Origin of the sequence: Cellvibrio fibrivorans, assembly GCF_031457055.1 — a bacterium.
Lineage (GTDB): Bacteria > Pseudomonadota > Gammaproteobacteria > Pseudomonadales > Cellvibrionaceae > Cellvibrio > Cellvibrio fibrivorans.
Genome location: NZ_JAVDVX010000005.1, coordinates 198,374 through 225,275 on the forward strand (window position 1 = coordinate 198,374; position 26,902 = coordinate 225,275).

23 protein-coding genes are annotated in these 26,902 nt (G+C 46.3%); 18 read left to right on the forward strand and 5 right to left on the reverse strand.

Annotated elements, in window-relative coordinates; translation table 11 throughout:
- Nucleotides 1-30 precede the first annotated feature (30 nt).
- The 8 genes from J2X05_RS14245 to J2X05_RS14280 all read left to right on the forward strand — a co-directional run bounded on the left by J2X05_RS14245 (nt 31) and on the right by J2X05_RS14280 (nt 9,586).
- A complete protein-coding gene (locus J2X05_RS14245) occupies nt 31-1,719 on the forward strand; it encodes a cellulose binding domain-containing protein (RefSeq protein WP_310073565.1) in 1,689 nt (562 codons plus the stop codon).
- A gap of 549 nt (nt 1,720-2,268) precedes the next feature.
- Nucleotides 2,269-2,991 (forward strand): hypothetical protein, encoded by a 723-nt coding sequence (locus tag J2X05_RS14250; RefSeq protein WP_310073567.1) that lies wholly within the window; start codon nt 2,269-2,271, stop codon nt 2,989-2,991.
- Nucleotides 2,992-3,081: 90 nt separating this feature from the next.
- Complete coding sequence (locus J2X05_RS14255) at nt 3,082-3,879, forward strand: hypothetical protein (RefSeq protein ID WP_310073568.1); 798 nt, start codon at nt 3,082-3,084, stop codon at nt 3,877-3,879.
- Between the two features lie 268 nt (nt 3,880-4,147).
- Nucleotides 4,148-5,413, forward strand: coding sequence for a hypothetical protein (locus J2X05_RS14260; RefSeq protein ID WP_310073570.1), 1,266 nt, complete (start codon nt 4,148-4,150; stop codon nt 5,411-5,413).
- A gap of 198 nt (nt 5,414-5,611) precedes the next feature.
- The gene (locus tag J2X05_RS14265; protein ID WP_310073573.1) at nt 5,612-6,043 is read left to right on the forward strand and encodes a DUF6174 domain-containing protein; all 432 of its coding nucleotides are present in this window, start codon (nt 5,612-5,614) and stop codon (nt 6,041-6,043) included.
- A gap of 188 nt (nt 6,044-6,231) precedes the next feature.
- Nucleotides 6,232-7,809 carry a contractile injection system sheath protein gene (locus tag J2X05_RS14270; protein ID WP_310073575.1) on the forward strand — a complete coding sequence of 526 codons (1,578 nt, stop codon included), beginning with the start codon at nt 6,232-6,234 and terminating at the stop codon, nt 7,807-7,809.
- 253 nt (nt 7,810-8,062) lie between these two features.
- Nucleotides 8,063-9,226, forward strand: a complete 1,164-nt coding sequence (locus J2X05_RS14275; protein ID WP_310073577.1) for a hypothetical protein — start codon at nt 8,063-8,065, stop codon at nt 9,224-9,226.
- Between the two features lie 129 nt (nt 9,227-9,355).
- Entirely contained in the window at nt 9,356-9,586 is a 231-nt protein-coding gene (locus tag J2X05_RS14280; protein ID WP_310073579.1) for a hypothetical protein, read from the forward strand.
- A 38-nt stretch (nt 9,587-9,624) separates the two neighbouring features.
- Here the strand turns inward: J2X05_RS14280 and J2X05_RS14285 are convergent, their stop codons facing one another.
- Nucleotides 9,625-10,056, reverse strand: a complete 432-nt coding sequence (locus J2X05_RS14285; RefSeq protein WP_310073580.1) for a PRC-barrel domain-containing protein — start codon at nt 10,054-10,056, stop codon at nt 9,625-9,627.
- Nucleotides 10,057-10,325: 269 nt separating this feature from the next.
- On the opposite strand from J2X05_RS14285, the gene J2X05_RS21235 reads away from it, so the two are divergent.
- Nucleotides 10,326-10,655, forward strand: a complete 330-nt coding sequence (locus J2X05_RS21235) for a four-helix bundle copper-binding protein (protein WP_510183814.1) — start codon at nt 10,326-10,328, stop codon at nt 10,653-10,655.
- A gap of 126 nt (nt 10,656-10,781) precedes the next feature.
- On the opposite strand, the gene J2X05_RS14290 is transcribed toward J2X05_RS21235, so the two are convergent.
- Nucleotides 10,782-11,033 (reverse strand): hypothetical protein, encoded by a 252-nt coding sequence (locus J2X05_RS14290; protein ID WP_310073581.1) that lies wholly within the window; start codon nt 11,031-11,033, stop codon nt 10,782-10,784.
- Nucleotides 11,034-11,167: 134 nt separating this feature from the next.
- On the opposite strand from J2X05_RS14290, the gene J2X05_RS14295 reads away from it, so the two are divergent.
- Entirely contained in the window at nt 11,168-12,193 is a 1,026-nt protein-coding gene (locus tag J2X05_RS14295) for an alpha/beta hydrolase (protein ID WP_310073583.1), read from the forward strand.
- A 240-nt stretch (nt 12,194-12,433) separates the two neighbouring features.
- A complete protein-coding gene (locus tag J2X05_RS14300; protein WP_310073584.1) occupies nt 12,434-13,390 on the forward strand; it encodes an NPP1 family protein in 957 nt (318 codons plus the stop codon).
- A gap of 102 nt (nt 13,391-13,492) precedes the next feature.
- Here J2X05_RS14300 and nhaD read toward each other — a convergent pair whose 3' ends face one another.
- Nucleotides 13,493-14,941 carry a sodium:proton antiporter NhaD gene (gene nhaD / locus J2X05_RS14305; protein ID WP_310073586.1) on the reverse strand — a complete coding sequence of 483 codons (1,449 nt, stop codon included), beginning with the start codon at nt 14,939-14,941 and terminating at the stop codon, nt 13,493-13,495.
- A gap of 123 nt (nt 14,942-15,064) precedes the next feature.
- The gene (gene ettA / locus J2X05_RS14310; protein WP_310073587.1) at nt 15,065-16,729 is read right to left on the reverse strand and encodes an energy-dependent translational throttle protein EttA; all 1,665 of its coding nucleotides are present in this window, start codon (nt 16,727-16,729) and stop codon (nt 15,065-15,067) included.
- A gap of 242 nt (nt 16,730-16,971) precedes the next feature.
- On the opposite strand from ettA, the gene J2X05_RS14315 reads away from it, so the two are divergent.
- The 5 genes from J2X05_RS14315 to J2X05_RS14335 all read left to right on the forward strand — a co-directional run bounded on the left by J2X05_RS14315 (nt 16,972) and on the right by J2X05_RS14335 (nt 24,246).
- Nucleotides 16,972-18,153: a TonB family protein gene (locus J2X05_RS14315; protein ID WP_310073588.1), complete on the forward strand. Its 1,182-nt coding sequence runs from the start codon at nt 16,972-16,974 to the stop codon at nt 18,151-18,153.
- 91 nt (nt 18,154-18,244) lie between these two features.
- Nucleotides 18,245-19,450 (forward strand): patatin-like phospholipase family protein, encoded by a 1,206-nt coding sequence (locus tag J2X05_RS14320; protein WP_310073590.1) that lies wholly within the window; start codon nt 18,245-18,247, stop codon nt 19,448-19,450.
- 167 nt (nt 19,451-19,617) lie between these two features.
- Entirely contained in the window at nt 19,618-21,939 is a 2,322-nt protein-coding gene (locus tag J2X05_RS14325) for a glycoside hydrolase family 16 protein (protein ID WP_310073591.1), read from the forward strand.
- Between the two features lie 154 nt (nt 21,940-22,093).
- Nucleotides 22,094-22,315, forward strand: a complete 222-nt coding sequence (locus tag J2X05_RS14330) for a hypothetical protein (RefSeq protein WP_310073593.1) — start codon at nt 22,094-22,096, stop codon at nt 22,313-22,315.
- Between the two features lie 197 nt (nt 22,316-22,512).
- The gene (locus tag J2X05_RS14335) at nt 22,513-24,246 is read left to right on the forward strand and encodes a pentapeptide repeat-containing protein (RefSeq protein ID WP_310073595.1); all 1,734 of its coding nucleotides are present in this window, start codon (nt 22,513-22,515) and stop codon (nt 24,244-24,246) included.
- Nucleotides 24,247-24,296: 50 nt separating this feature from the next.
- Here the strand turns inward: J2X05_RS14335 and corA are convergent, their stop codons facing one another.
- Nucleotides 24,297-25,262 carry a magnesium/cobalt transporter CorA gene (gene corA / locus J2X05_RS14340; protein WP_310073597.1) on the reverse strand — a complete coding sequence of 322 codons (966 nt, stop codon included), beginning with the start codon at nt 25,260-25,262 and terminating at the stop codon, nt 24,297-24,299.
- Nucleotides 25,263-25,467: 205 nt separating this feature from the next.
- Between corA and J2X05_RS14345 the strand changes: the two genes are divergently transcribed.
- Both J2X05_RS14345 and J2X05_RS14350 read left to right on the forward strand, forming a co-directional pair.
- Nucleotides 25,468-26,544 (forward strand): alkene reductase, encoded by a 1,077-nt coding sequence (locus tag J2X05_RS14345; RefSeq protein WP_310073599.1) that lies wholly within the window; start codon nt 25,468-25,470, stop codon nt 26,542-26,544.
- Between the two features lie 81 nt (nt 26,545-26,625).
- Entirely contained in the window at nt 26,626-26,898 is a 273-nt protein-coding gene (locus tag J2X05_RS14350) for a helix-turn-helix domain-containing protein (protein ID WP_310073601.1), read from the forward strand.
- The last annotated feature ends 4 nt before the right edge of the window (nt 26,899-26,902 follow it).

Genomic DNA, 26,902 nt, shown 5'->3' on the forward strand with positions numbered 1-26,902 from the left:
TTCTAGTACCTTTTATGAAGGAATAAAACCATGAACGCATGTAAATCCAGCGCACATCAGCGGCTGCAACATTTAAAACGACCACTTGCATTTATCGGTATGGCGACTGCACTGGCTGCAGCGGCTCAGACTGCATCGGCTGCTTGTACTTACCAATTAGATAACGAATGGAGCAATGGTTTCGTCGCCAGTATCCTAATAAAAAATGATACAGCGGCGTCAGTCAATAATTGGAGTGTGAATTGGCAGTACACCAACAATCGCGTGACCAGTAGTTGGAATGCAAACCTGTCGGGCAGCAATCCTTACACTGCAACCAATGTCTCCTGGAATGGCAACATTGCCGCAGGGCAGACTGTGTCGTTCGGTTTTCAAGGGGTAAAAAATGGCGGCACCGCCGAGCGCCCGCAAATTAATGGCACCCTGTGTTCAGCCGCACCGGCAAGTTCAGCGGCAAGCAGTACACCTGTTGTAAGTTCTTCGCGCTCCAGCTCATCCGTTGCTGTTGTTTCGTCATCAAGAATCAGTTCTTCCGTTGCATTAAGTTCATCATCACGCGTTGCTTCATCTGTTCCGACAGGTGCTCGTAACGCAATTACTGTGCGTGCACTTGGCACAACAGCGACTGAATCCATCACTCTCAGCGTAGGTGGTACTGAAGTACAGTCCTGGACGTTGAGCACCGTCATGAATAATTACACGGTAGAAACGGCTCTGGTTGGCGACGTGGTTGTGGCCTTTGCCAATGATGATGGCGGCAATGCCGATGTACGTATCGATTACGTCAACGTTAACGGTGTAACCCGTCAAGCAGAAGCGCAGGCAGAAAATACTGGCGCTTGGGGGAATAACCGTTGCGGTGGTGGTGCGCCCAGCGAATGGTTGCATTGCGAAGGTTACATCAATTTCGGTAGCGTCACTGGCGAGCCTCGTTCAAGCAGTTCTGTCGCGTCGAGCACATTTTCGGTCTCTAGCAGTTCGTCATCGCGTGCCGGTTCTACTGGCTGTGGTGCCGCGGCTAAATTAACGAATGGCCGTCGTACCATTAGCGTTAATGGTTTGAACCGCGAATACGTGTTGGATATCCCGAGCAACTACAACCAGAACAATCCTTACAAGTTGGTCTTCGGTTGGCACTGGCGTGGTGGTAGTGCGAACGATGTTGTAGGTCAAGGCTACTACGGTATGAAAAGCCTTTCTAATAACACTGCGATTTTCGTGGCGCCTGATCGTGCCGCCGGCACCGACGGATGGACAAATGCCAATGGCCGCGACATCGCTTTCTTGCAGTCGATGCTAACCCAACTGAAGTCATCCCTGTGTATCGACGAAAGCCGTATCTTCTCTACCGGTTGGAGTTACGGTGGCATGATGTCATTTGCAGTGGGCCGCGAGTTGCCAACCACCTTCCGTGCTATCGCGCCTGTATCAGGTGCCTTCTTGACGCCTCATGTGGATAGCGGTTCAGCGACTGCAGCCTGGATTGCGCACGGCAATAACGACACTGTAGTAAGCCAAAGCTCTGGTGCTCAAGCCCGCGATGCTTATGTCAGAGCTAACGGTTGCTCTAACACAACTGTGCCTGTGCAGCCATCTCCCTGTGTGGAGTACCAAAACTGTTCAGCAGGTAAACCTGTTGTCTGGTGTTCGTTCAACGGCGGGCATTCTCAACCGTCGTTCTACAGCTCCGGCGCATGGAACTTCTTTAATCGGTTCTAATTGCCGTGAGGCGAAGACAACAGTGATAAAAATAGCGCTCTTATTTATTAGTCAGTTTTAACGTTGTTTTGTTTGTCCCTCAGGTTTGCCCGGCCAATGCGCCGGGCTTTTTTTTGCCATTTTTTTTGAGGGGCGTGAATGGGTAGGGTGGTAATAAGGTGTAATTTTGGTTGGCGCTTACTTGTGGGATAGTCTTTAATTGGTTTTTTGTTGGGGTAACTTGGTGGCTGTAGGTTGGGGCGGGTCGCGTAGACTGAGTTTACGAACCGCAACAGTTTGAAGGACAGTAATGTGCCCAAAGCGGACAGTCAGCCAAATGAACGAGACAACTAATTGAGATTGTTTGTGCCGTATAGCTCCATAATAAATTGGAGTGATAGTCAACCCTTTAATTTAGCACGAACTAAATCGATTGAAGGTTCAACCACTTTTTTGGAGTTATACAGCACTACACCAAATTAGTTGGAATAACTTTCTGCAGGTTATATAGTTGGTGCAATAAATGCCTAACAAGCGGTTGAGCCGAACATTATGCGATCACGGAGCACTATGAGTCACTCAGTGGAAATAACAGAAAATACATTTTTCTCTATTTTCTCAGATGCTGTATTGCTTTATGAGCTTGCATCATCGGAAACCGATAAATACACGCAAAACACATTGGCAAAATCTAGCATTTTATCTGTAAATTACGCTTTAGAAGCTGCCGCTAATTCGTTCATTACATCGATCGAGATAACCTCTAAGTTAAAAAGCAATATTGACAAATTCTCCACCCTAGATAAATTCGAACTTGTTCTTCAGTGGCATAAGGACAAATCATTGCCACGCGGAGAAAGAGAAACCCAGATAATTCAAAAACTAATCGATCAAAGAAACGAATTAGTTCATCCTAAAGTAAAAACAGTCCAGCAAGATGTGGTTACCGCTTTAGGCGATGAGAGTATCGCTTACTACCATAAAGCACTTCAGGACAACTCAAATGAGAAGTGCAAAGTAACCAAAATGTCACTTGACCCAAGTCAATACTCAGCAGAAGACGCTCTAATCGCTATAAAGTCACTGGTTAATTTTTTAAATAAGTACATTGAGAGCTGGTGGGAAATAGATGTAGAAAGCTCCGCTATATTACTTATGAAATCATGGACTGGTTCCGTGCAAGCTAGCCCGATCATGTACCAGAAACACGAATTAGAAATAGTGCTAAGGCATAATAAAAATTTAAATATAAGGTTTGTTGGTTTATACGGAATACTGGAACAATTCACATAACAAATGGTTCAAATCACTCGCTTCGCTCGTTGGGGCGGGCTAAAGCCCGGCCCTTAACCAAACGTTAGGCTGTATTATCGGAAAGGATAAATGAATATAAAAAATCCATTAAATACAAACTGGAGATTGCTATCTAATTTAGGTCAAAGCAAATTAGTTAGGTCATCATATATCTGGATGATAGTAATACCGGTCGCTGCAAAAGTTCTTGAGAATATTGCCCCAGAGGTTGAATTACATATTTTCAATCAAGTATTCAACTTAACTTTAATTCTTCCTTTTAGCTGGAAAGCCCTATATTTTTCATCTCTACTTTTTGCATGTGGGACTATTATTTATCAAATATTTTGTCCAAAAATTGTAAAAGAATACCCCACATTCAAAGACTTCTTGGAGAGTCACCAGGATTCAAGTTTCATAATCTCAGAAGCTTACAAACATTTTCAATATCCTCAGAAATATATGGATCATACTGGCTTGAACGTGCCGCAGCTATTAGATCAATATCAAAGCCTATTTCAGCTTTATAGAGTTTTCACCGGAAATGATGCCCTAGATGCTGCTAAACGTTTGATTGAGCGGAGAAAGGGCGCAACAGATACACACCCGGTTGATGGTTATATACAAGAAGCCTTATATGAGTTTAAAAGTGAAAGCAAAGAGGTCCTGCTTGCCGACCGTGGAGTTCAGCTCGCTGTTTTTGACTATATTCTCGAAAATCTCTCCCTAGAAGAAGCTAAAAAAGGAGCTGCATTTTGGTTTACATGGAACAACGCTAACGTAGCAAAAAGTAAAATTCGAGCAATCTGCTTTCTATGTTACGTGCTCGCATTCGCTTTTTTGGGTTTTGTTTTAGTTCAAAACTTATTAAGTGTTATCTGCGCATAAATTTAAAGCCTAACAAGCAACTGTGGCAAAAACAGGTAAAATACTACATTAAAATTATTACTTTCACTTGCTGAGCATCCTGCCCCCAAAGTCTGCTCTTGGCCGGTAAGCGATGTAATTTTTCTGATTTAATTTTCAATGCGCTCAGGCCCTCGTTTGTGCCGTGCTCGGTACTTAGGTTTAATTAACAGGAGTTATAACTTAAGAGAGCAAACTCCAGAGGCCCGCCATTTAAAAATTTTAAAGCTCAATGAATATAGGAGTTTCAATGACGAAAAACAGCTGCACTTTGGTGCCAATAGAATCATGGGCATATGCATCTCCTGAGCTAATTTCATCTGGACAAACAATAGATATCGGCTTGTTTGCTGAGGCGCTCATATACTATGACACGGTTTATGTGAACCCTTCCAATCAGCCTCAGCTGGCTGCCTTCATAAATTGGTTTATAAAGCAGGGCGCGCTCAACGATTTTTATATGTTGTTGAAAGAAGGATGCGTTAAATTTTATGAATATTCTTTCGCAAGTTCAGCAATAGAAAAAAATGGTGAATATTCGATTTACAATATTCAAGATGTCTTTCAAGTTGAAAAAGACTCCTTTGAGAAACGGTTTCTATATAGTGATTCTATTGAAGCCTTATTTCCCAAGGCGAGACACCGAAGATATCTTTATTCTGCATTCAATGGGAATGTTATTGAATCAAAAGCCGGTGAATTTGAACGGGCGATTGAAAATGCAAGATTTGACTTTAAAGATCCAAGGCGCAACAGTATTATTCTTCAAGCTTTTGTTGACGAAATATATAGAGTAAAAAATTTAGGCCGACCTCCTGAGATAAAAACAATAATTAATACTGATCCCGATGGACTTAAGCAAACAATTTCATTCAATATCAGCTTTGAGTATTTAAATAATTTGATTGGTCACGAAGTCGGGTTTAATAATGGATCACCACTAACGGCCGCTGCACACTCTAATCGACTCATTTGGTCAGCGTCATCATTGGGCTTAGATCTCTATTTGCCGCAACCTATGAGCACGTTAGTAGGTGATAAGCTATATGAATCTAAGAAACGTTTAACGAAATCAGGAGATATTATTGAGGGATTAAAGGAAAAGGTTGAATTTCCCGATATTAGATTTTTAGTCAACTCTGGAAAATTATCTCTTAGGGATGTGCTGTTAATTAGAGAAAAATCTAAAAAATTTAGATATTGGTTGCAGCAAGAAAATGGCCGTGATAGAGATGCAATTATTGCTTATCACACCGAAGTAGCAAAAGAGTCTGGATTTACTACCGGTGCTCGGAAATTTTTAAGCATGTTTGGCGCTATTGGTGCTGGAACGGCTGGCTCTTTTTTGGGCGCAGCTGTTGCTGATCCATCGGCTCAAATTATCGGAGGGATTGCGGGTGGTGCTATTGGATATCTCGCTGATGTGGGTTCAAAATTCGGTGCTGAATGGAGGCCGGTTGTATTTGGCGGTTGGTTAAAGGATCGTATCGAGAAAGTAGTAGTCGAGAAAGAGTAGATTCAGATCGAACTATGGAAAATTCAATTCGAGTAATCTAGTGTTTCGATACCTTTTCCAATGTCCGAAAATGGCCGTTAACTGACTTTAAATAGCATCGTTTATACGCTCTACGGGTGGCTTCTAAATTATCGACGGTTTACACCAGAGCAAACCTGCGAGTTAAGAAGGACAGCTCATGAAATGTGTTAGGAAATTATGAAACTCACCATTTTCGCTTTATTACTGTTTAGTTCTTTTAGTTGGGCTTCTGAATATTCCGAAGATCAGCTTGCCGACCTAAAAAGTAGCTGGCTTTTAAATGAACCAAAATCCTATAGCTATACACTGCGACATGGTGGCGTTTTCGGCTACACGATTGAAAAAATAACTGTTCGTAAAGGCACCTGCACTGCGCGCGCTCAAAGTGTTTATGGCAAAAAGCAGCCTTGGAAAAAAAGCAAATGTGAAGGGCATAGAATTCACGAACTAATTTCATCCGTACAAAAGCAAGAGCGTGACGGCGTGTTCCAATCTGAAATCAAATTAAACCCTGAATATAAATTCATATCCTATTATTCAGTAGAGCCTAAAACTGAATTTACTGATCAATATTGGTATTTTGAGGTTTTGAATTTTAAGGCTAAATAAAGCCTAACAATTACTGAAACTCGCGCGTGGATACTTTCAATCCGCAAGCGGAAGCAATGTCATGTTGCGGTTCGTTCCTCACCGGCAACCTACGGTAAGTGCGAACCCTGGGCTTGCCATCGAACTTTGTGGTGATGAAATAAAGTCCAGTTAACATTACCAAATCAGGAAATTAGGGTGATATAAATATGGCAACTCTTTCAACTCCCGGGGTTTATGTTGATGAACTTAACGCATTTCCTAATTCTGTTGCCCCTGTAGCTACCGCCGTCCCGGCGTTTGTTGGCTATACACCGAAAGCAGAATATCAGGGCAAGTCTTACTACAATAAACCGCAAAAAATAAATTCGTTTGCGGAATTCCAGGCAATTTTTATGCTGGATAATCCCCCACCTCCAGCGGATGCAGCCAAACAATATAATCCTGAATATTATCTGATTGCTCAACAAGCTATGCCAACCAGAGGGGATTACATGATGTTGGCCGGCACTTATTATTCTATTCTGCCGGATCCCAGTACTATTTATTATTTGTACAACAGTGTGCGTTTGTTTTATCAAAATGGAGGCGGTGCTGCGTATATAGTTTCGGTGGGTGGTTATGGCCCTGCCAATAAACAACCATTGGCTGATCCTGCTGCGCAGGTGGTTAATCCCAACGTTACATTAACTGACTTACAAACGGGTTTGGCACTTCTGCAAAATGAGCCCGAGCCGACAATGTATATCTGCCCGGAGGCAACGTTATTATCGATTGCTGACAATGGCACCTTGATGCAAAGCATGTTGTTACAAGCGCAAACTATGCAAACAGCTGTGTGCATATTTGATGTGATTGGCGGAGCTTGCCCTGACCCTATTTTGTATACCAATGACATTCAGGCATTTCGTAACAACACGGGTAATTCCGGCTTGAGTTATGGTGTGAGTTATTATCCGTTTATCTGCACAACTGTTATGCAGCCAAGCGACATTGACTTTACCAATTTATTTGGCGGGGATACTAAACAGCTTGAACCCTTGTTGAATCCACCGAGTGCACCTAACCCGGTTGCAGCGCAAATTCTCGCAACAATTCAGGCTCCGCCACCTAATTCAATGTCTAATAGCCAGTTACAGGCCGCATTGCTTGCCTCCAGCCAAACTTACAACCAAATTGTTAATCACGTGTTGAGTAACGCCAACATTTTACCTTCCAGCGGCGCAATGGCCGGTGTTTATACCCTTAACGACAATATGAGTGGGGTATGGAATGCACCGGCTAACACTAGCATTGTGGGCGCGGCAGCATTGCCGATTCGTTTATCCGATTCACAGCAAGAAAATTTGAATGTTGATGCTGTTTCGGGCAAATCAATAAATGCGATTCGTTTTTTTAATGGCCAGGGAATTTTAGTTTGGGGGGCAAGAACACTCGATGGAAATAGTCAGGATTGGCGTTATATTTCCGTGCGCAGAACTATGACGTTTATTGAGCAATCGGTAAAGTTGGCCGCGCGCGCTTATGTGTTTGAACCCAATGATGCCAATACCTGGAGCGCAGTGAAAAGCATGATTAGCAGCTTTTTGACTGGCGTTTGGAAAGAAGGTGGCTTACAAGGTGCCTCTGCGGCTGATGCGTTTCAAGTTGATGTTGGTTTGGGTTCAACCATGACTGCAGATGATCTGTTAAATGGTTTTATGCGTGTGTCGATCATGGTGGCGGTCGTTCATCCTGCAGAATTTATAGTGATTACCTTTGAACAACAACAAGCTCAATCGGGTTAGAAAATATGTCTTGTAAAAAAGTTTTTACAAGACATATTGCTGTTGAATAGTTAGTTTTTTGACAATTGGGGTCGGAGCAAAATTAAACGTCCGCTATTGGCGTGCGCCGTGATAAGGCGGTGTAACCCCCCCCCATTGTTAGTGGCAGTCAAACTTAGATGGCTCCGGCGATTGATGTTTGGCCAAGTGCCGTGAAAAGCAAAATTGCTCAGGTAAATAGAGATTCTTTTATTTGGCGAGGTGAAGTATCGCGATGCAAACCCACGTGCCACCCCAACACTCAAACCAACAAGCAGATCCGGCGCAACTTCGGCATGACGCAACCAAGTTCCTCTTTGAAGATAATAGGCCAGTTACCCATTCACAGGTGCGCTTGCAATCTATAGCTAGAGATGGACAGCCTACGGGCCAGCTTAAATCCATGCAGGCCATGATGGCAGCGCATACGAATTCTCGCTTGCAAGCTTCAAAAGAATTGGCTGGTGCAACCAACGCGCCAACGCAAGCGGATATCGTCGTGCAAAAAAAACTGGTGCCGCGGACCTGGCAGTTGTCGAAACCTATGGTTCAGCGTAAAGATACTATCCAGCTTAAATTGGAGGATGCACTGACGTATTACAACAAAATAACAGGCGAAAACGCAAAGCTGAAAAAAGATGTCGATCTTGCAAAACTCAGCATAGGGCAACGGCGTTACTTTACCAGACTGGAGAATCAGGTCGGTTTGAAGAGCCGTAAAATAGGATCGAGCACAGGCAAGACCTACAGGCTGAATAAACCCCGCCAAATCCGCGTGAGATATGGCAGTACAAAAGCGCGATTTGCGCGCAGCGAGCGACAGGAGAGGCATGAGAAAGGCAAATACAGCGGATACAATTACGCAACAGCCAAAGTCACACTGACCCATAAAGTTAACGGCAAGATTATGACCGTTTACATCACGCGCGGCAGCCAGGATGGAACGACACATTCCGAGGGTGCGATAAAAGATGTTATTAAATTGCTGCAGGCGCAGCACGTAATCTCCGTGGATTGGGTATACACCGAAAGGGAAGCTTGCGGGCCTGACAACCAGAATTGTCGTGGTGCTAATAAATTGAGTGACACGAGTATATTTGGTCAGGATGTACCCATCTATTACAGCGTGGATTGGCCGGATACAGCGGAAAAGGGCGCGGCGGCAAAGGATCATCGAAAAAAAGGTACTAATTTGTTGAAACGGATTGATACCCAGGTTGGCAAATCAAAAAGTATTCACAATTATCAAGAAAAGACTGACCCAGCGGTTCATGCATCCGAACCTTTCCAGCAAGAGGATGATGGCGTTGTTACCAGTGATGACGAAAGCAGCGATGAACGCGATATTTTGCAAGGTGGTTACGAGGGGGCAAGAAAAGACTACATGGAGCTTTCATAGGTCAACCAACTGGTTGGTTGGATTTGGCTTATGAGCCCCGCGCTTGTGAGCCTTGCTCTGTCATTCAAAATTATCCTTGCCTTAAAAAAATTGGGGTTAGAGCAAAATTAAACGTTTTTGGCGTGCTCCTTGAAGAGTCGGCGCTTTCCTGTTGAAGCAGATGATTGTTTTGATGAAATTTATAAAATGGACTCCGATGAACTGAATGACATTTATTTAGACATCGCACAGAAATTAGGGATCAGTACTGAAAATCCGGAAGCGAATCCCTATTGGAATAAAGTGACCACCGTAAAAAATTTAGTGTTGTTTTTGCATAATCAGCCAAAAGTAAAAGACAGTCAGGTTGTGAAGGCTTAGGTGTGATTTGACCTGCTATAAATATTTATCCTAATGCATTAATTCTTGATTGTTCGATCCTGATATTGGCTACCATAATAATTATGGATGCCTTTTGCCCAAGTCTCATCGGCCATGTCCGGCCAATCGTCCTTATCGAAACCGGGTGCACTTTCCAGCCGCTTTTTATCGATATCCAGAATGAAGCGTTTATTCACGGTATCCAAAGTTAACGCGCTCCAGGGTACAGCAAATAACTTTTCTCCCATCCCCAAAAAAGACCCGAATGACAAAACCGCGTAGCTGATTTTGCCACTAGCCATATCCAGCATAATTTCTTTGATATCGCCGAGATCCTCGTCAGCGCGATTATAAACGTCATTTCCAATTAACGTGTCTGCACCCATCAAGCGGGGGCCGGGCCCCTTGCTGTTGTCACGTGTGGGGTTGGATTTATAAATTCCATAAGTGTCTCGCAGTTCATAGTTCATAAATACCTCGTCATCGATAAGTTAAACCACTAAGCCACAATGGCTAAATTGACAATAATTTCGATAGGTCTGTTTTTCTGTTCGCAATCTCACACAAGCGCAGTAAAAAGTTAGCTGATTTAAAATTGATTTTATTGGTGCGGAAGCGAACGGAATAAACGTTAAAACGTCAGGATTATTTATAGGGCAACCGCATTGGCTGAAATTCTATGTGGCACTGAAAGTAGAGTTGCCTGAATGATTTCGTTGTTTACACTGAGGGGGATTCTATGTCTTTTAACCATTTAACTTCAGATTGCATTGAACATTGTTTGGCTTGCAGCCAAATTTGTTACTCCACAGCTGTAAATCATTGTTTGGAAGCGGGTGGTAGGCATGTTGCACCGGGGCATTTTACATTGATGCTTAACTGCGCAAAGGTCTGTGAAACCTGTGCAACGTTGCAGATGAGCAATTCATCGTTCAGCTTTCATATGTGTTCGCTATGCGCAGAAATTTGCGAAGCCTGTGCAGAAGATTGTGCAAATATTGGCGATATGGCCGATTGTGTAACGGCCTGTACGAAATGTGCAGAGAGCTGCCGTGAAATGGCGTCTTGAATTATCGGTAATGAAGAAAATATTGGGGGGGAGAAAAACCATGGTTTTCTTTCAGGAAAATATGTGGTGGATAGGCGGATTTCTATTTGTAACCGTTTGTTGCATTGCAGCTATGTTATGGAGAAATCACGCAGCTAAAAGCGACTCTGTGCTGCGCAAGGAAAATGACACTTTTACCAGTAGCGTATCGTTCAAGCCGAAACGGAATACCCAAAAGCTGGATTGATATGCAGCCAGAAAATAGCTTCCCACCGGCAAAGCGGCTGACGCTTGGATATTTTTATTCGGATTAATGCTGCGCGATTGAAAAAAACCATCTGAAGCCGATTCGATAGTTGTTACCCCACCATTTTTTCCAATCTTTACCCAATTACTCAATTGTTTGGCTATGGTTTACCAATTATCTTATAGTATTATTGACAAAAAGTCGTGCGGTCATTGGCTGCAGACTGAAAACATCTTGTATCCATCAGAAAAAATAACATCGGCACTAATAACTCTGGGAAAAAATAATGATGCGTCGCTTTAGTCTCTATTCGATCTTTACGCTATTTTTTATGTCACTGTGCGCCTCGGCTTTTGCTGCGCATGAAATAAAGCATTTTCGCGATATCACTTGGGCGAGTCCCAAGGGGTTTGATTTGACACTTGACATCACCGTGCCTGAAACCAAAACAAAAGCGAAACCGGTGCTGGTGATTATTCATGGAGGAGGTTGGTTGCTGGGTAGTAAATCCGGCATGGTGGATTTGGCGGATAGTATTGCCAGCCGCACCGACATTATTACCGTCAATATAAATTACCGGTTGCTCGCCGATGTTAATAACACCACTACGACCAATGAACTTATTGAAGATGCAATGGGCGCAGTGCTGTGGGTGAAGGACAATATCAAAAATTACGGCGGTGACCCGGGCAAAGTAGCGGTAACGGGTGATAGTGCAGGTGGGCATTTAGCCGTGATGGCGACAGTTGCCAGGCGCAATTTGGATAGCGATGGGTTTGATAAAAAGCCGCTGGGTTTTAAACCGACTTATTTACCTAAAGGCGTAAGCGCTGAGCAAGTTGCCGCTAAAGATGGTTTGAAAATTCAGGCTGTCATATTGAGCTATGCCGCCTTTGATATGGTGGCGGTTGCGAAAAGTGGTTTTGAAGCTGAGGGAAATCAATTCTGGAAATGGGCAAATGCAAAGCCGCGTGGTCTGTTTGGCGATAAAATAAATGTGAATGATAATCCCGAATATTACGAGGCAGTATCCCCACAACAATATTTGGTGAGCGCTAAAGAATTGGCTTTGCCCAAACAATTTGTCCATGTGGGAGCTTTGGATGGCCTTACTACTCCTACAGTTGCAAAAGCCTATGTGGATAATTTGAAAAAATTGGGGAAACCAGTGAGCTTTAAAATATATGAAGGCAAAAACCACGGCTTTTTGGATTCAGGTTGCAATGATTACAACAACGGCTGCTACAAAGATCTTTCCGAACCTGCGGTGACGGATATGATTGCCTTCTTGAATAAAGTATTTAAATTGTAATCCATTTGTAAAAACTTTACTTTCCCTCCCAAAGCCCTCGCCAGCGAGGGCTTTTTTATTTCATCTACTCTAACCGCAGCACAAACTCCGCGCCGGTTTTTCCCTTTGTGACAATCCCATTAAATTTTGTGATCACCTCATCCTGTCATTTATCGAACCTTAGACTCCTGCTTCTGATTTCGCTCTCCATGATGAGTGAGGTCGGTTTAAAACAATCACCATCAATTGGAGGTCCGACTCGTGTTAAACAGAATAAGCATAACCAGTGCGAAGATTTTAAAAAGTTTTTTTGTTTTGTTAACGCTGCTCAATGTCAGTATTGCAAGTGCTGATGAATTTCCTACATGGGATGCAGGGATTACCGCATATAACGAAGGACTTGTTAGGAAATTTCACCCACTGTTTGATTTTGATTCCGATGGTTGCTATCCAGGAACACCTTTTCATCGCAATGAAAATCTGCGGCAGAATCCGGGTTTGGGTGCAACCTCTAGCTACTACGGCGGTTGCCGCGATGCGGGTTGGGCGAATATCTCCAACACCATTCACAGACAATTATGCAAAGCGGGCACAGATGGTTTGGAACGCTGCGCACATTTTTATGAGTTGTATTTTGAAAAAGATCAGGCCGTCAATCTGACCTTTTTAGGTGGTCATCGCCATGACGTAGAGACCGTTATTGTGTGGACTCTGAAGGGGAATGGACAAGAACTTATCAGCCATGTCTCCACCAGTGCTCATGGTAATTTTGATACTCGCGCAATGAGTGGTTTGCAACAACACAACGGCCATCCGCTGGTGGTGTACCACAAAGACGGTATAAGAACGCACGCGTTTCGTTTTGCCAGCGCAACTGATAAAGCCAAGGTGGAATTTCAGGGTAACTGGGGTGAATTTTTTGCACCGAATATTATTAGCCACTATCGCGCATTAGCGAACTGGGATTCCAATGAGCGCACCCGCCATGAACGCAATACCCAATATCGCATGGTGCTGGAGCAATCGAATTTTGGTTCTGCCAGTTTTAAAACCCGCAATGATAGTTTGATCATGGATCAGGCCAACGCCAACGTACCTCGCACTGATTCGCGCTGGGCTAATACCTCATTTACCTGGGATGATATCGCCGCTACCAAAGCGAAAGAATTGCAGGCTAACTATCCTGGTATTTATCAGGATATTAAAAATAATTACTAGTGTTGATGCGGTAAAAATTACTGTGTTGATATTGCGGCAATGGGTTAATAAAAAAAGCGCAGATGTTGTTTGGCAATCTGCGCTTTTTTATTGAGTAAATTTTTACATCATCGCCGCATTCAACCACAAGTGAGCATACACACTCGCGAAATATCCCAACGCAACTACTGGCGTCCATTTTAAATGGCCGAGGAAACTGTAATAGCCACGCGCTTGCCCCATCAGAGCAACACCTGCTGCTGAACCAATCGATAACATACTGCCGCCCACACCCGTTGTTAAGGTAATCAGCAGCCATTGGCCTTGTGAGAAATCCGGAGCCATGGTGAGCACGGCATACATCACGGGAATATTATCGATCACTGCGGAAATTAATCCCAAGCTGATATTCGAAATAGTCGCGCTAAAATTACCGTAGAGCGATTCTGATAGCAGCGTGAGATAACCCATAAAACCTAGCCCGCCTACACACATAATTACACCGTAGAAAAATAACAACGTATCCCACTCCAAGCGCGCAAGTGGTTGGAAAACATCAAAGGGCAGGGGAACTTTGGTGATGGGGTTTTCGTCTTTTTTGGGGATAAAATCGGACGTGGTTTGCGTTGCGTGTTTTAAATCCACAATACCTTTTTTGCGTAAGTAAAAGCCGTACAGATGCAAATAGGCAAGGCCTAACATCATGCCCAATACTGGTGGCATATGGATGAGTACGTGGCCGAGAACGGCGCTGGCGATAGTGGCGAGGAACAAAAACAGGATGGGGAAGGCGCCTTCTTTGTAGGTGAGTGTTTCAAGGAATAAATCTTCGGCGTCTTTGTGCGAGGGGCGATTTTTTATAAAGAAACTCATAATCGCTGCAGGCACCAAAAAGTTTACTAGTGAAGGAATAAATAAATGGAAGAAGGTGAAAAAATCGACCTTGCCTGCTTGCCATACCATCAGCGTCGTAATATCTCCGAACGGGCTAAATGCACCGCCCGCGTTGGCCGCAACGATAATGTTGACGCAACACATATTGATAAAGGCTTTCTCATCTTCAGCAATTTTTAATACAACGGCACACATCAATAATGCGGTAGTGAGGTTGTCGGCGATGGGTGAAATAAAAAATGCCATCAAACCGGTTATCCAAAATAATTGGCGGTAGCTAAAGCCTTTTTTGATTAACCACCCGCGCAGTGCGTTAAATAATCCGCGTTCATCCATCGCATTAATGTAGGTCATGGCGACCAGCAAAAATAACATCAGCTCAGCGAATTCAAGCAGTGTATGGCGAAACGCTTGTTCCGCTAGCGCCGATTGTTCGTGCTGCGTGTAAATCCAACCAATGATGACCCAGATAATTCCCGCTGCTGCGAGCACCGGTTTGGATTTGCGCAGATGCAGTTTTTCTTCAAGCATCACAAAGGCATAGGCGATAACAAATAGGCCTACGCAAAACCAACCGGCAGCGGTGTTGGTGAGATCGAGTCCGTCTGCAGCAAAGGTGTTATTGCTGAAGCACAGACCCAGAAGCGGCAAGATCAATCTCAGGAATTTTTGTGGCATGGTGTCTCCTTGTGACTTGGTTGAGTTTTTGTTTTTTATAGAGTGGTTTGAACATTGTGGGCCGCATAAACAAAAAAGGCAGCTCGTGGGAGCTGCCTTTTCAGTTTCATTACATTTCTTATCTTAAGCCTTCAGCGGTTTGTACTTCATGCGCTTCGGTTGAGAATCTTGCCCCTTACGTTTGACGAAATCCTCGTGATATTCCGTGTAGTTGCCTTCAAAGAAAACAATATCGGAGTCGCCTTCATACGCGAGTATGTGGGTTGCGATACGGTCGAGGAACCAGCGGTCATGCGAGATCACCAATACACAGCCGGGGAAGGCGAGGATTGCATCTTCCAATGCGCGCAGGGTTTCAATGTCCAAATCGTTTGACGGTTCGTCGAGTAAGAGTACGTTGGCGCCTTGCTTCAAGGTGTTGGCCAAATGTAAGCGGCCGCGCTCACCACCAGAGAGTTCGCCCACACGTTTTTGCTGATCACCGCCTTTGAAGTTAAAGCGACCCAGGTAAGAGCGCGAGCTAACTTCGTAGTTGCCGATTTTCAAAATATCCAAACCGTCGGATACTGCTTCCCACACGGATTTCTTATCGTCCAGATTTTCGCGGCTCTGTTCAACGTAGGCGACTTTTACGGTATCGCCCAAAGTAACAGTACCGCTATCGGGTTTCTCAGTGCCGGAGATCATGCGGAACAGCGTTGATTTACCGGCGCCGTTACCGCCGACAATACCCACCACTGCACCTTTAGGAATGCTCAGTGACAGGTTGTCGATCAACAGGCGATCGCCATAACCCTTATTGACGTTTTCCAACACGATGACTTTATCGCCCAGGCGCTCGCCCGGCGGAATGTAGATCTCGTTGGTTTCGTTGCGCGCCTGGAATTCTTGCGATTGCAATTCATCAAAGCGAGCGAGACGCGCCTTGCTCTTGGCTTGGCGGCCTTTAGGGTTCTGACGCACCCATTCCAATTCGGTTTTCAATGCTTTCTGGTGTGCTGCTTCAGTGCGTTGCTCTTGCTCCAAGCGCGCATCTTTCTGTTCCAGCCAGCTGGTGTAGTTACCTTCGTACGGAATACCGTGGCCGCGGTCGAGTTCCAGAATCCAACCGGCGGCGTTATCGAGGAAGTAGCGATCATGGGTAATCGCCACTACGGTGCCGGTGAAGTTGTGGAGGAATTGTTCCAGCCAATATACGGACTCAGCATCCAAGTGGTTGGTCGGTTCGTCGAGCAATAGCATATCGGGGCGTGACAACAGCAAGCGGCAAAGCGCCACACGGCGGCGTTCACCACCAGACAGCACGGTTACGTCTGCATCCCACGGCGGCAGGCGCAAGGCATCGGCGGCAACTTCCAAGGTATGTTGCAGGTTGTGCGCATCCCAAGCCTGGATGATGTCTTCACATTTGGCTTGTTTTTTTGCCAGCTCGTCAAAGTCGGCGTCGGGTTCGGCGTAGGCGGCGTAGATTTGGTCCAACTCAGCCAGCGCATCAACCGCTTCACGCACACCGTCTTGCACGTTGCCCAGCACATCTTTGGCGGGATCGAGTTGCGGTTCCTGCGGCAGATAGCCGATTTTCAGGTTCGGCATGGGGCGGGCTTCGCCGTTAAAATCCTGATCCACGCCAGCCATGATGCGCAAGAGGGTGGATTTACCCGAGCCGTTCAAACCGAGTACACCGATCTTGGCGCCGGGGAAGAAGGAGAGGGAGATATCTTTCAGGATTTCACGCTTGGGCGGCACAATCTTGCCGAGCCTATGCATGCTAAATACGTATTGAGCCATGGGGCTTAACCTCGTGGTGCAGGCGGTGGGGAAGGGATCAACCTACCGCCAATGACAGGGAATTTTTTCAGCGGGCGTACTATAAAGAATGCCTTCAGGAAGGGAAAGCAGCATTCATTGCCCATTGCCGATCCCGTCGGCGCAAGTATCTGTTTCCTTGGTGCAGAATTTGAGCCCTTGTCGTATATCTGACTTATTTTCCCGTTAGGCTGCGCTCCAACAAATGCTATGGGAGCGACAAAGTGCTAGTGAAGTCTTGGGTGTTTTGTGCGGCTTTATTGCTGTTAGTGAGCAATAGCCTGCGGGCGGAAGCAGATTTAAACGGTGTAGCGGCCTACTCCGAGTTGGGTAACGAGTTATTTATGGCGGCGCTCTTCGCTGGCCAAACAGGCACCAATGCGCAGGAGTTGATCAACGGCAGTTATCCCAAACGGATGGAGCTAAAAATCCTCGCCAAGCAGGGTATTACCCAGCGGCAGTTCAGCCGGATATGGCGCGAGTCAGTGGCGATCAATAACACCCGCGATGCGCTTATCGCCCAAGCGGAGAACATGGTCTATTTTGAGGAGCTGGTGCGCGATCGGCTGGAATCTAATGATCATTTGGTGATTGCCTATGCGCCTATGACGGGCGTGGATGTAAGCCTCAATTCAGTCGTGCTCGGTCACGTCGGGGACGATGCTTTTTTCACCTTATTGCTGCGCTCATGGATTGGCTCTGTTCCATCTTCAACCGCTTTTCGTGACGATTTATTAAAAGCCAACACAGCGGATACTGCTCTCGTTAACCGCTTTAATGCGATGTATCCGCGCAACGCCAGGATTGAGGTGGCCAAGAGTTGGCTGCCAGTGGTTGCGCCTCCGCAGAAAGAGCTTGATGAACCCGAATCGCCTGTCGCCCTTGCAACACCCGCCGCAGCGCCAGTCGCGACGGCGGTAACTGAACCCAAAATCCTGACGGCAGAGAAACCCGCCGTTGCCAAACCTGAGGTTTCCCCACCGGTTCCTGTAGCGCTCAAAACCGCTTCACCCATTCCCGAATCAACTCCCACAGTATCTGCTGCTGAACAAAATCCAGTGCTAGCCACTGCGAATCCGGAGCCGGGGTTGAGCAAGGCACAAGCGCTTTTGGCAAAACAGTTTTATATGGCCGATGTATTTAAAAAAATAAACACCCACGTCGATTACCCGCGGCGCGCACAGCAGTTGCGTCAAATGGGAACCGTGAGGCTCTCTGTGGTGATAGATGCGGCGGGCCAGCTCAAAACTGTTGCGCCGATTGAAGAGCTGGAATTTGTGATGCTTAACAAAGCTGCGTTAGCGGCAGTGCGCAGTGCCGCCCCCTTTGCGCCTTTACCTGCCGGGCTGGAGGTGGCGGAACTGGAGCTGTCGGTGCCCATTACTTTTGCTATGGGTGAGTTATAGCGGTTGGAAGCTAAATAATTTGCTGCAAGTGTGGCAGCCTCTTGCTATAACTTCCGGGCGCCAACTCCGGGAAGAAGAGGAATTATTCGCCGTGACCCCAGTACCTTTTACTCAATATCTTGGGCAGATAGTCTTGCTCCTAGTTGTATTTTCCCTGTCGGCTTGCGGTTATGTGTCGCGCGTGCCCACCTATTTTTCGCCCACGCTTAAACCATCGGCGACTTTTTCCCCGTTTGATCGTTTTCGGTTTGTAGCGACTGATCCGCAAGGTGTGCTTTCGTTTATGCAGAATCTGGATCAGGACCGCTACTTTAATCGCACCGGTGGAATGCGTGCGCTGGCGATTTCTGGCGGTGGAGCCAACGGCGCATTTGGTGCGGGAATGCTGGTGGGGTGGAGCCAGGATAAGGATCGCCCGGTGTTTGATATGGTGACCGGAATTAGTACGGGTTCGTTAATTGCCCCCTTTGCGTTTGCAGGTCCAAGTTGGGATGAAACCCTAACTGCTGCTTATCACGATCCGCAGGCAGCAAAACTGACGCGCTGGGGCGGCGGCTTTTTTTATCGCCCGTCACTTTACAGTGGCAAACCATTGGCCGCGTTGGTTGCGCGTTACATCAACGCCGATTTGCTTAAAGCGATTGCCAGTGGCCATCGCGCCGGGCGCCGGTTATTGGTCGTCACCACCGATTTGGACACCCAGGAAACGATGGTATGGGATATGGGCAGCATCGCCATTTCCGCAGAACATCCGGACGATAACGGCAATGCGCTCGCGCTATTTCGCGCGGTGTTAACCGCATCCGCCAGTGTGCCGGGCATATTCCCTCCGGTGGTGATTACCGATGGTAAAAATACTGAGGTGCATGCCGACGGCGGTATCAATGCGCCATTTTTATTGTTGCCCGAATCACTTGCGGCGGCGCAGATCAGCAGCCCGCGCCTTAAACCTGAACAGTTGTATGTGATTATCAACGGCCAAACCGATATCACTGCCGCCCCTTTGATCGGCGGCACTATGGCGATAGTCGGACGTTCGTTTGATTCCATGAGTCGTGCGAATTTACGCGCGCACCTGATTATCTCGACCGCTTTTGCGCAGCGCCACGGTGCGACTTTTGGATATGCGGTAATTCCGGCGAAAGTGAATGCCGATCCATTGAACTTTGATCCCGCCCACATGGAAGCATTATTTCAGTTGGGATTAAAAACCCGCGTTAAAACCCGCTATCTGGATAATTTTATAGCGCCCTGCGATTGTGGTGCGGCCGCTTTTATGGAAAGCGCCAAGAAGTGAGTCCCATTTTGCGTAGCGCAAGCTGAAACAAACCACCTTGCATCAATCCTCAACCTGGGACGAAAAGTCTAGCTCATCACTGTACATTCAGCGCGCGTCTCAATGATCGGCAATGTTTTCTGCATCACCTGCGAATCAATAAAAATAATCATCCAAAAGGTTACAAAATGAATATCAATAATAATGTCGGCCTCAAAGCCAAATTAACCGCAGCAATGGGAACTCTATTGTTCGCTGCTGCGCCGGTCATGGCTGATGTGTTAAATCCGACTATCGGAAGTCTCTTGTACGAAGAAAACTTCAATACCCTCGACTCGTCTGTATGGAACTCCATCGAAGGCGATGGCTGCGCAATCGGTCTGTGCGGGTGGGGCAACCAGGAGTTGCAATACTATCGCGCGAACAACCTAGCGATCGAAAACGTTCCCTTTGAACCTGCGACCAAAGCCTTGGCGATTCAAGCCAAACGTGAAGCTTTTGGTGGCAGTAGTTTTACCTCTGGCAAAATCACCACCGAAAACAAACTGCAAATTAAATACGGCATGATCGAAATTCGTATGAGCACACCGCAAGTGGGTGTGGGTTTGTGGCCAGCCGCCTGGATGCTCGGTACCAGTCTCGCGACCTGGCCAGCGAAAGGTGAAATCGACATTATGGAAATGGGCCACCGCGCGCAGGCAATGGCCGATGCAGGTTTCCTTGGTGCTGATATCAATAGCTATGTCGGCTCCAATGCTATCTTCTACGCAAGTGCTGCCTGTGTTCCTGCAAACCCGACTTGTGCTGCATCCACTGCGTGGCAAACCGACAATGCTTATGTCGCAAACACTCCGCTTACTAACCGTTTTGTAAAATACCGCTTGTATTGGACGGATAGCCAAATTCGTTTCACCGTAATCGATAACGGTGTTGAAACGGATCTGTACCAAAATCCTATTCCGGTAAATGAAGAGTCTTCAGAATTCCAGGCTCCCTTTTACCTGCTCTTTAATTTGGCTGTAGGTGGCAACTTTACCGATGCTGCCAATGCAGGTCAGGTGACTGCGCCATTGCCGGGCAAAATGTACGTTGACTATGTGCGCGTCTATCAATTGGATGGCAAAGGCGAAGTGAAACTGGGCAACCAGGTTAAACCTGAAACCGGCACCTTCGGCGTATTCACTGACAATACTGCAACTACTAACAAGCAAGTTGCGGGTGCGAGTTCGGATATCTGGATCTGGAATACCGCATCGACTACAGCTGGTACTACAGCAGCTTATGAAGGCACTAATGTAATTGCTTGGAAATACACTGCACCGCAATGGTTTGGTGGTGGCATTGCATCGCGTCAAGCGCGTGACATGAGCAAGTTTGTGAACGGCAATATGAAATTCCGTATCAAAATCCCCGCGAATGTTGCGTTCAAAATTGGTGTGCAAGATACCTACACTAATCAAAATTGGTTGACCTTCCCAGCCAACACCACGACCTATGGTTTGGTTCGCAACGGTGATTGGGCGCAGGCAACAGTTCCCGTTTCTGCACTGCGCGGCAGTTTGGTTGCACTGCAATCCATGTCAACCTTGTTTAGCATCGCCAGTGTTGATGGCGCTCTGCCAACCAGCAATTTTGAAATGGCGATTGATGATGTTATTTGGGAGTGTGGTGCCAGCGCGGATTGCCAGGCAGCAGTATCGTCTTCATCGGTGCCATCCAGTGTTGCGCCTTCAAGCCGTTCAAGCACGCCATCAAGTGTTGCACCGTCCAGTCGTTCAAGCACACCCAGCAGCGTTGCTCCTTCAAGCCGGTCGAGCACACCTTCCAGTGTTGCACCATCAAGCCGTTCAAGTTCTTCACTAGCGCCGAGTAGCTCATCGGTTGCCGCTAGCACGAATGGTCACACTGTGTTGTCCAGCACCAGCGTAAAGTTTTTTGTTAACAATGCCGCTTGGGCAGATATTCACTACACCATCAATAATGGCCCGCAACAAAATATTCGTCTGACGCACAATGCCGATAATTCCAATACATTAACCGTTACGGGAATTCCTGCTGGTGCGCTGGTGAAATACAGTTACACCATTGGCCAGGCAGTAGGTGCGATAGATACGGCATGGGCACAATTTAATTTGCCAATGGTTAGCAGCTCTGCAAGTTCAGTGAAAAGTTCGGTAGCGAGCTCAGTTAAAAGTTCAGTGGCCAGTTCTGTTAAAAGCTCAGTTGCAAGCTCGGTAAGAAGTTCTGTGGCAAGTTCTGTCGCTACTTACGGCTATACCAAACTGAGCGCAACCAGCGTGAGATTTTATGCAAACAATTCACCCTGGACGGACATTCATTACACCGTTAATGGTGGTGCGCAACAGAATATCCGCATGACGCACAATGCGGACAACACCAACGTGTATACCTTGAGCGGCGTTCCTGCCGGTGCAGTCATTCGTTACTTCTACACCATCGGTCAAGCTGTTGGTGCAGTCGATACCGCCTGGGTTCAGTTCAATATGTAATTTTTCAACAAAAGCGGCTAATGATTAGCAAGGAAATGGTGTAAGTTCTTGAGCCCCTTTTTAGGGGCTTTTTTTTGCCTATTTTTTTAGGTTTATGAATCGCCAGTTACAGGCTATATACTTTGCGCAAACCACCAAAAGGCAGTAAATAGTTATGCATCCTTTTCCGCAGGGTTATCGCAAAGTTGACGATGGCGACGTGATTCGGGCAGGGGATTTAGCCTTGGGCAAAGTAACATCCGCCTGCGGCCAGGGCAGCTATGGTTGGAAAAATGTTGCCCCGCATTTGATTGGGCAGGAGTTTTTTGAGGGGGCCATTGAGTTGGGGCATCCGCTATTGTTGATTCGAAAAATCGATAGCAACTCGATTGCCTAATTGTGAAGAATTGTAATTGCAGGCGAAAACCCCAGGTGCTCACCGCTAAATAGAAGCCCGTCCTCTCGAATCTCCCTCTGAGTGATAGTAATATTACTTATCTTAAAAAAACAAAAAATACTGCCGGCGGGCTACAAAGATAATTTTCTTGTAAGTAAGCGTTATAAGTAGGTATTAACTGAGAGAGCACTACCAAAATGGACAAAGAACGGATACTTCAGGAACTTAAAAAGGGCGCTGCGTCCTGGAATAATTGGCGCAAGCGCCATGCAATAGGGGAGATTAATCTCGATGGCATAGCGCTGGACGGTGTCAATTTTGATGAATACGATTTATCAAAAGTCTCACTGCGCAACGCGCGCGTTACCCGCTGCAGTTTTAAATATGCCGATCTGATTTTGGCAAACCTGCAATATTCCGAATTGCAAAACAATGATTTTTCCCATGCAAAATTGATCGCCGCCAATCTCGGCAATTGTGACCTCAGCGGCTCAGTGTTGTTTCTCGCCAATATGCTCACCGCCAATACGCGCAATGCACGGCTCGAAAATATTGATTTCCGCGGGCACGATATCAGCGGTTTGATGCTGCGCGATGTATCGCTAGCGGGCAGTAATCTTGAAGGGCAGCAACTCTCTCGCGTTGATCTCAGCAATTCCAATCTTTCCGGCGTGAATTTGCAAGGCGCAGATTTAGCCAACACTTTATTTACCGGTGCCAACCTCACCAATGCCGACCTGCGCGGTGCCACTTTATCCGGCGCTATTTTTAAATCGGCCAATTTAAGTGGTGTCGATTTAAATGGAATGGATTTACACAAAGCGGATTTTACCGCAGCCAATTTAAGCCATTGCGATTTGCGCAACGCTAATCTCACTAAAACAAAATTAGCTGGTGCCAATATTACTGGTGCGAAGTTATGGAAAATCACCACTGCCGGTTGGGCTATCGCCAATATCGAATGTACTTATGCGTACTGGGATAAATCCGGCAAAGAAAAAACTATCTATCGCAACCACGAATTCGAGCGGATTTTTGCCGAGGCCATCACTATCGAATTGCGGTATCCCTATCGCTTGGCTGACCATGAATTAGCAACACTGCCGATTTTTATAGAGCATTTGGCGGCAGTGCATTGGGGCACTATTTTACGGTTGAAATCCATCAGCGATGTCGCTGGGGGTGCGCTGGTCAAATTTGTGGTGGAAGAGGTGGGCAGCCACAACCCCACTGAATTAAAAAACCAGTTACAAGCTGAGGCTGAACGTATCCAGCTGGCGCAATTAATGTTGCGCACCAATACCCAGTTGCATTTGCAATTGAAAGAAAAGGTGGGTGCTATCCGCGAAGAATTTTGGCCGCGTTTATTGGAGTTGGCTGCCGACCATGAAAAAGATCAGGTGCGCAACCTCACCATTTTATTTATGGATTTAAAAGGGTTTTCCAAATGGCGCGATGACGAACTGTCGGAAAAACTATCGCTGTTTCGCGGCTTGGTAAAACCCATCCTCAAAAAATGGGCAGCGGGTCACCCCAATATGGAAGGTGATTCCCTGCGCGTAACCTTTACCAATGCGACTGCGGGTTTGTCTTGCGCCTGTATGATGCGCAATGTTTTAAGGGCAGCAGGTTTTGAATTGCGTATCGGCGTCGAGCTGGGTGAAGTGGCGGTTATCCACAATGAGGTAACTGATATTGCCGACTTGGAAGGTGTGGCCGTTAGCATGGCAGCGCGTATGGAAGCGGCGGCTGAGCCCGGCGAAGTACTGGTTAGTCACAAGGTACGACACTATGCAGAGCGTAGTGACTTATTTAAATTTACTCCGCGCCGTGTACCGCTCAAAAAATCTATCGGTGTAATAGAGCAGGGTGAACACATTGAATGTTTTGCAGTGGAGGCAACAAAAAATTTGCAGGATGCGCTTGTATAAAATCCAATCTTAACTGTTGAAAAATCACCGCTATGAGCGGTGATTTTTTATTAAAGCCAACCCGATTTTTTAAAACGATAATATAGATAAACACAAATAACCGAAACAATCCCCAAGGATACCGGATAACCGTATTTCCATTTTAATTCCGGCATATGTTCAAAATTCATTCCCCAAATACCGACAAAGGCTGTGGCGACAGCAAAGATTGCAGCCCACGCCGCGAGCCGTTTATTCACTTCACTTTCATCGATACTTACCATCGATAGATTCACCTGAATTGCTGTGCCTATGGTGTCACGAATGGAATCGATAGAGGTGTTGATGCGATAGAGATGGTCGTGTACATCGCGGAAATAATCTTTGGTGTCGGCAACAATCGGTGGCACACGCCCACCATCCAATTTTCCGACTGCTTCCAGCAAGGGCGCAACGGCGTGTTTGAGTAATGTCACTTTGCGTTTTAATTCATAGAGCCGCTCAATGTTTGCACGCTGCGAACCTTTGGTAAATATTTGGTCTTCGATGGTTTCCAATTCCGTTTCAAAGGCGACTACGACGGGAAAGTAACGATCTACAACGGCATCCATCAATGCATAAAATACAAAAGCAGAACCCTGCATTAAATGATGCGGCTCGCGCTCGCAGCGTGCGCGCACGCCGAGAAAACCTTGCTGGGTGCGGTTGCGCGTAGAGAGCACATAATTTTCTCCCACAAATACATCTACTTCGCCGATATTTAATTCACCATCCACAAACTCAACCGTGTGCATCACCGCAAACAAGGAATCGCCATACTCTTCAATTTTGGGACGCTGGTGGCCGACGTGCGCATCCTCCACTGCTAATTCATGTAGGCAAAACTCGTGTTGCATTTGTGCCAGTTCGGTAGGTTCTGCATCCTTTAATGCAACCCATACAAAACAGTCTGGTTTTTTCACATAGTCACTTATTTCTTCGACTGGAATACTGCAGAGTTTTTTCCCCTCCTGATAAGCGACACAGTTGATCAGCATAGGCAAAGCTCCGTAAAAAAATGCGTGAAGTGAGGATTGGGTGTTAAGGTGATGCTAATGTATTGTCAGTGTTATCCGTGCTGCCTGAATCATAAAACAATTAAATGATAAAAACCGTGAATAAACGTGGATTGATCGTTTCCAGTGGCCTAAGCGTAGCAAATTGCCCGTAACTTATTTAGCAGTATCGCGAACCGGAGTTTATATGAGCACAACAGAAATCCTTTTTCGTCCCTTAAAGATCGGCAACCTCGCCGTACCTAACCGTATCTGGATGGCTCCACTTACCCGTTGCCGTGCAGGACTTGAACATCTACCCAATGCACTTATGGCTGAATATTACGCCCAGCGCGCCAGCGCCGGTTTAATCATAGCCGAAGCGACTATGGCGATGGAGGGAAACTCGGCATTTTGGAAAGAGCCGGGAATTCACTCGCAGGCGCAAGTCGATGGCTGGCGCAAAGTGACAGATGCCGTCCATGCAAAGGGCGGCAGAATTTTCTTGCAAATATGGCACGGCGGCCGCGCTTGCCATCCCGCATTAAATGCGGGCAAACAACCGGTTGCGCCTAGTGCCATCGCGATTATCGATGAGGTGCATACACCGGAAGGCAAACTACCCTATACCGAACCGCGTGCATTAAATGATGACGAGTTGCCAGGTATAGTCGCCGGTTTTAAACAAGCCGCTATTAATGCAAAAGCAGCCGGTTTTGACGGTGTAGAGGTTCACGGCGCGAATGGCTACTTATTGGACCAATTTCTGCGCGATGGCTCTAATAAACGCAGCGGCGCTTATGGTGGTCCGATTGACAATCGTGCGCGCTTGATGCTGGAGGTAATCGCCGCTGTGTGCGAAGTATGGGACAGCAAGCAGGTTGGTTTGCGGTTATCGCCCCTCAACAGCTACAACAGTATGATCGATAGCGACCCCATCGCGCTTATCACTTGGGTGGCAAAACGCTTGAATGATTTTGATCTCGCTTATTTGCACTTAATGCGCAGCGATTTTTTTCAGGTGCAGCAAGGCGATGTGATGACATCAGCGCGCGAACATTACAAAGGAGTGTTGGTTGGCAACATGGGTTATTCAGCGGATGAAGCAGCAGAAGCTATAGCTGCTGGAAAATTGGATGCGGTAGCATTCGGTGTCCCCTTCCTCGCGAATCCGGATTTACCTGCACGTTTTAAACTGGGTGCGTCATTAAATGCGGCTGACTCATCCACATTTTATACGGCGGATTCTGTAGGTTATACTGATTATCCTGCGATGGCTGATTAATCTAACCTTGGATAAATCAAAAGGGTTCGCCCATTCTGACTCTTTTGATTTTATTCATGGTTTTTAATAGTGGTTGATAGAATGAGCGAACACAGCAAAACCAAAACCAGTTTTTATCGCCGGCTATATGTTGCCTGGTTGATTGAGCAAGGTAGTAACACGGTGCCAAGAATTATTGAAGCAACCGGTATGCCGCGTCGCACGGCGCAAGATACGCTTGCAGCGATCCATGAATTGGATATCGAAATGGAAAATACCAATGGTACTTATCGTATTGTGAGCTGGGGAGTGGTCAATCGGCATTGGCTTGCCGACAATATCGAGCAAATTAAAACTGTGTTGGCCTACCCATAATAAT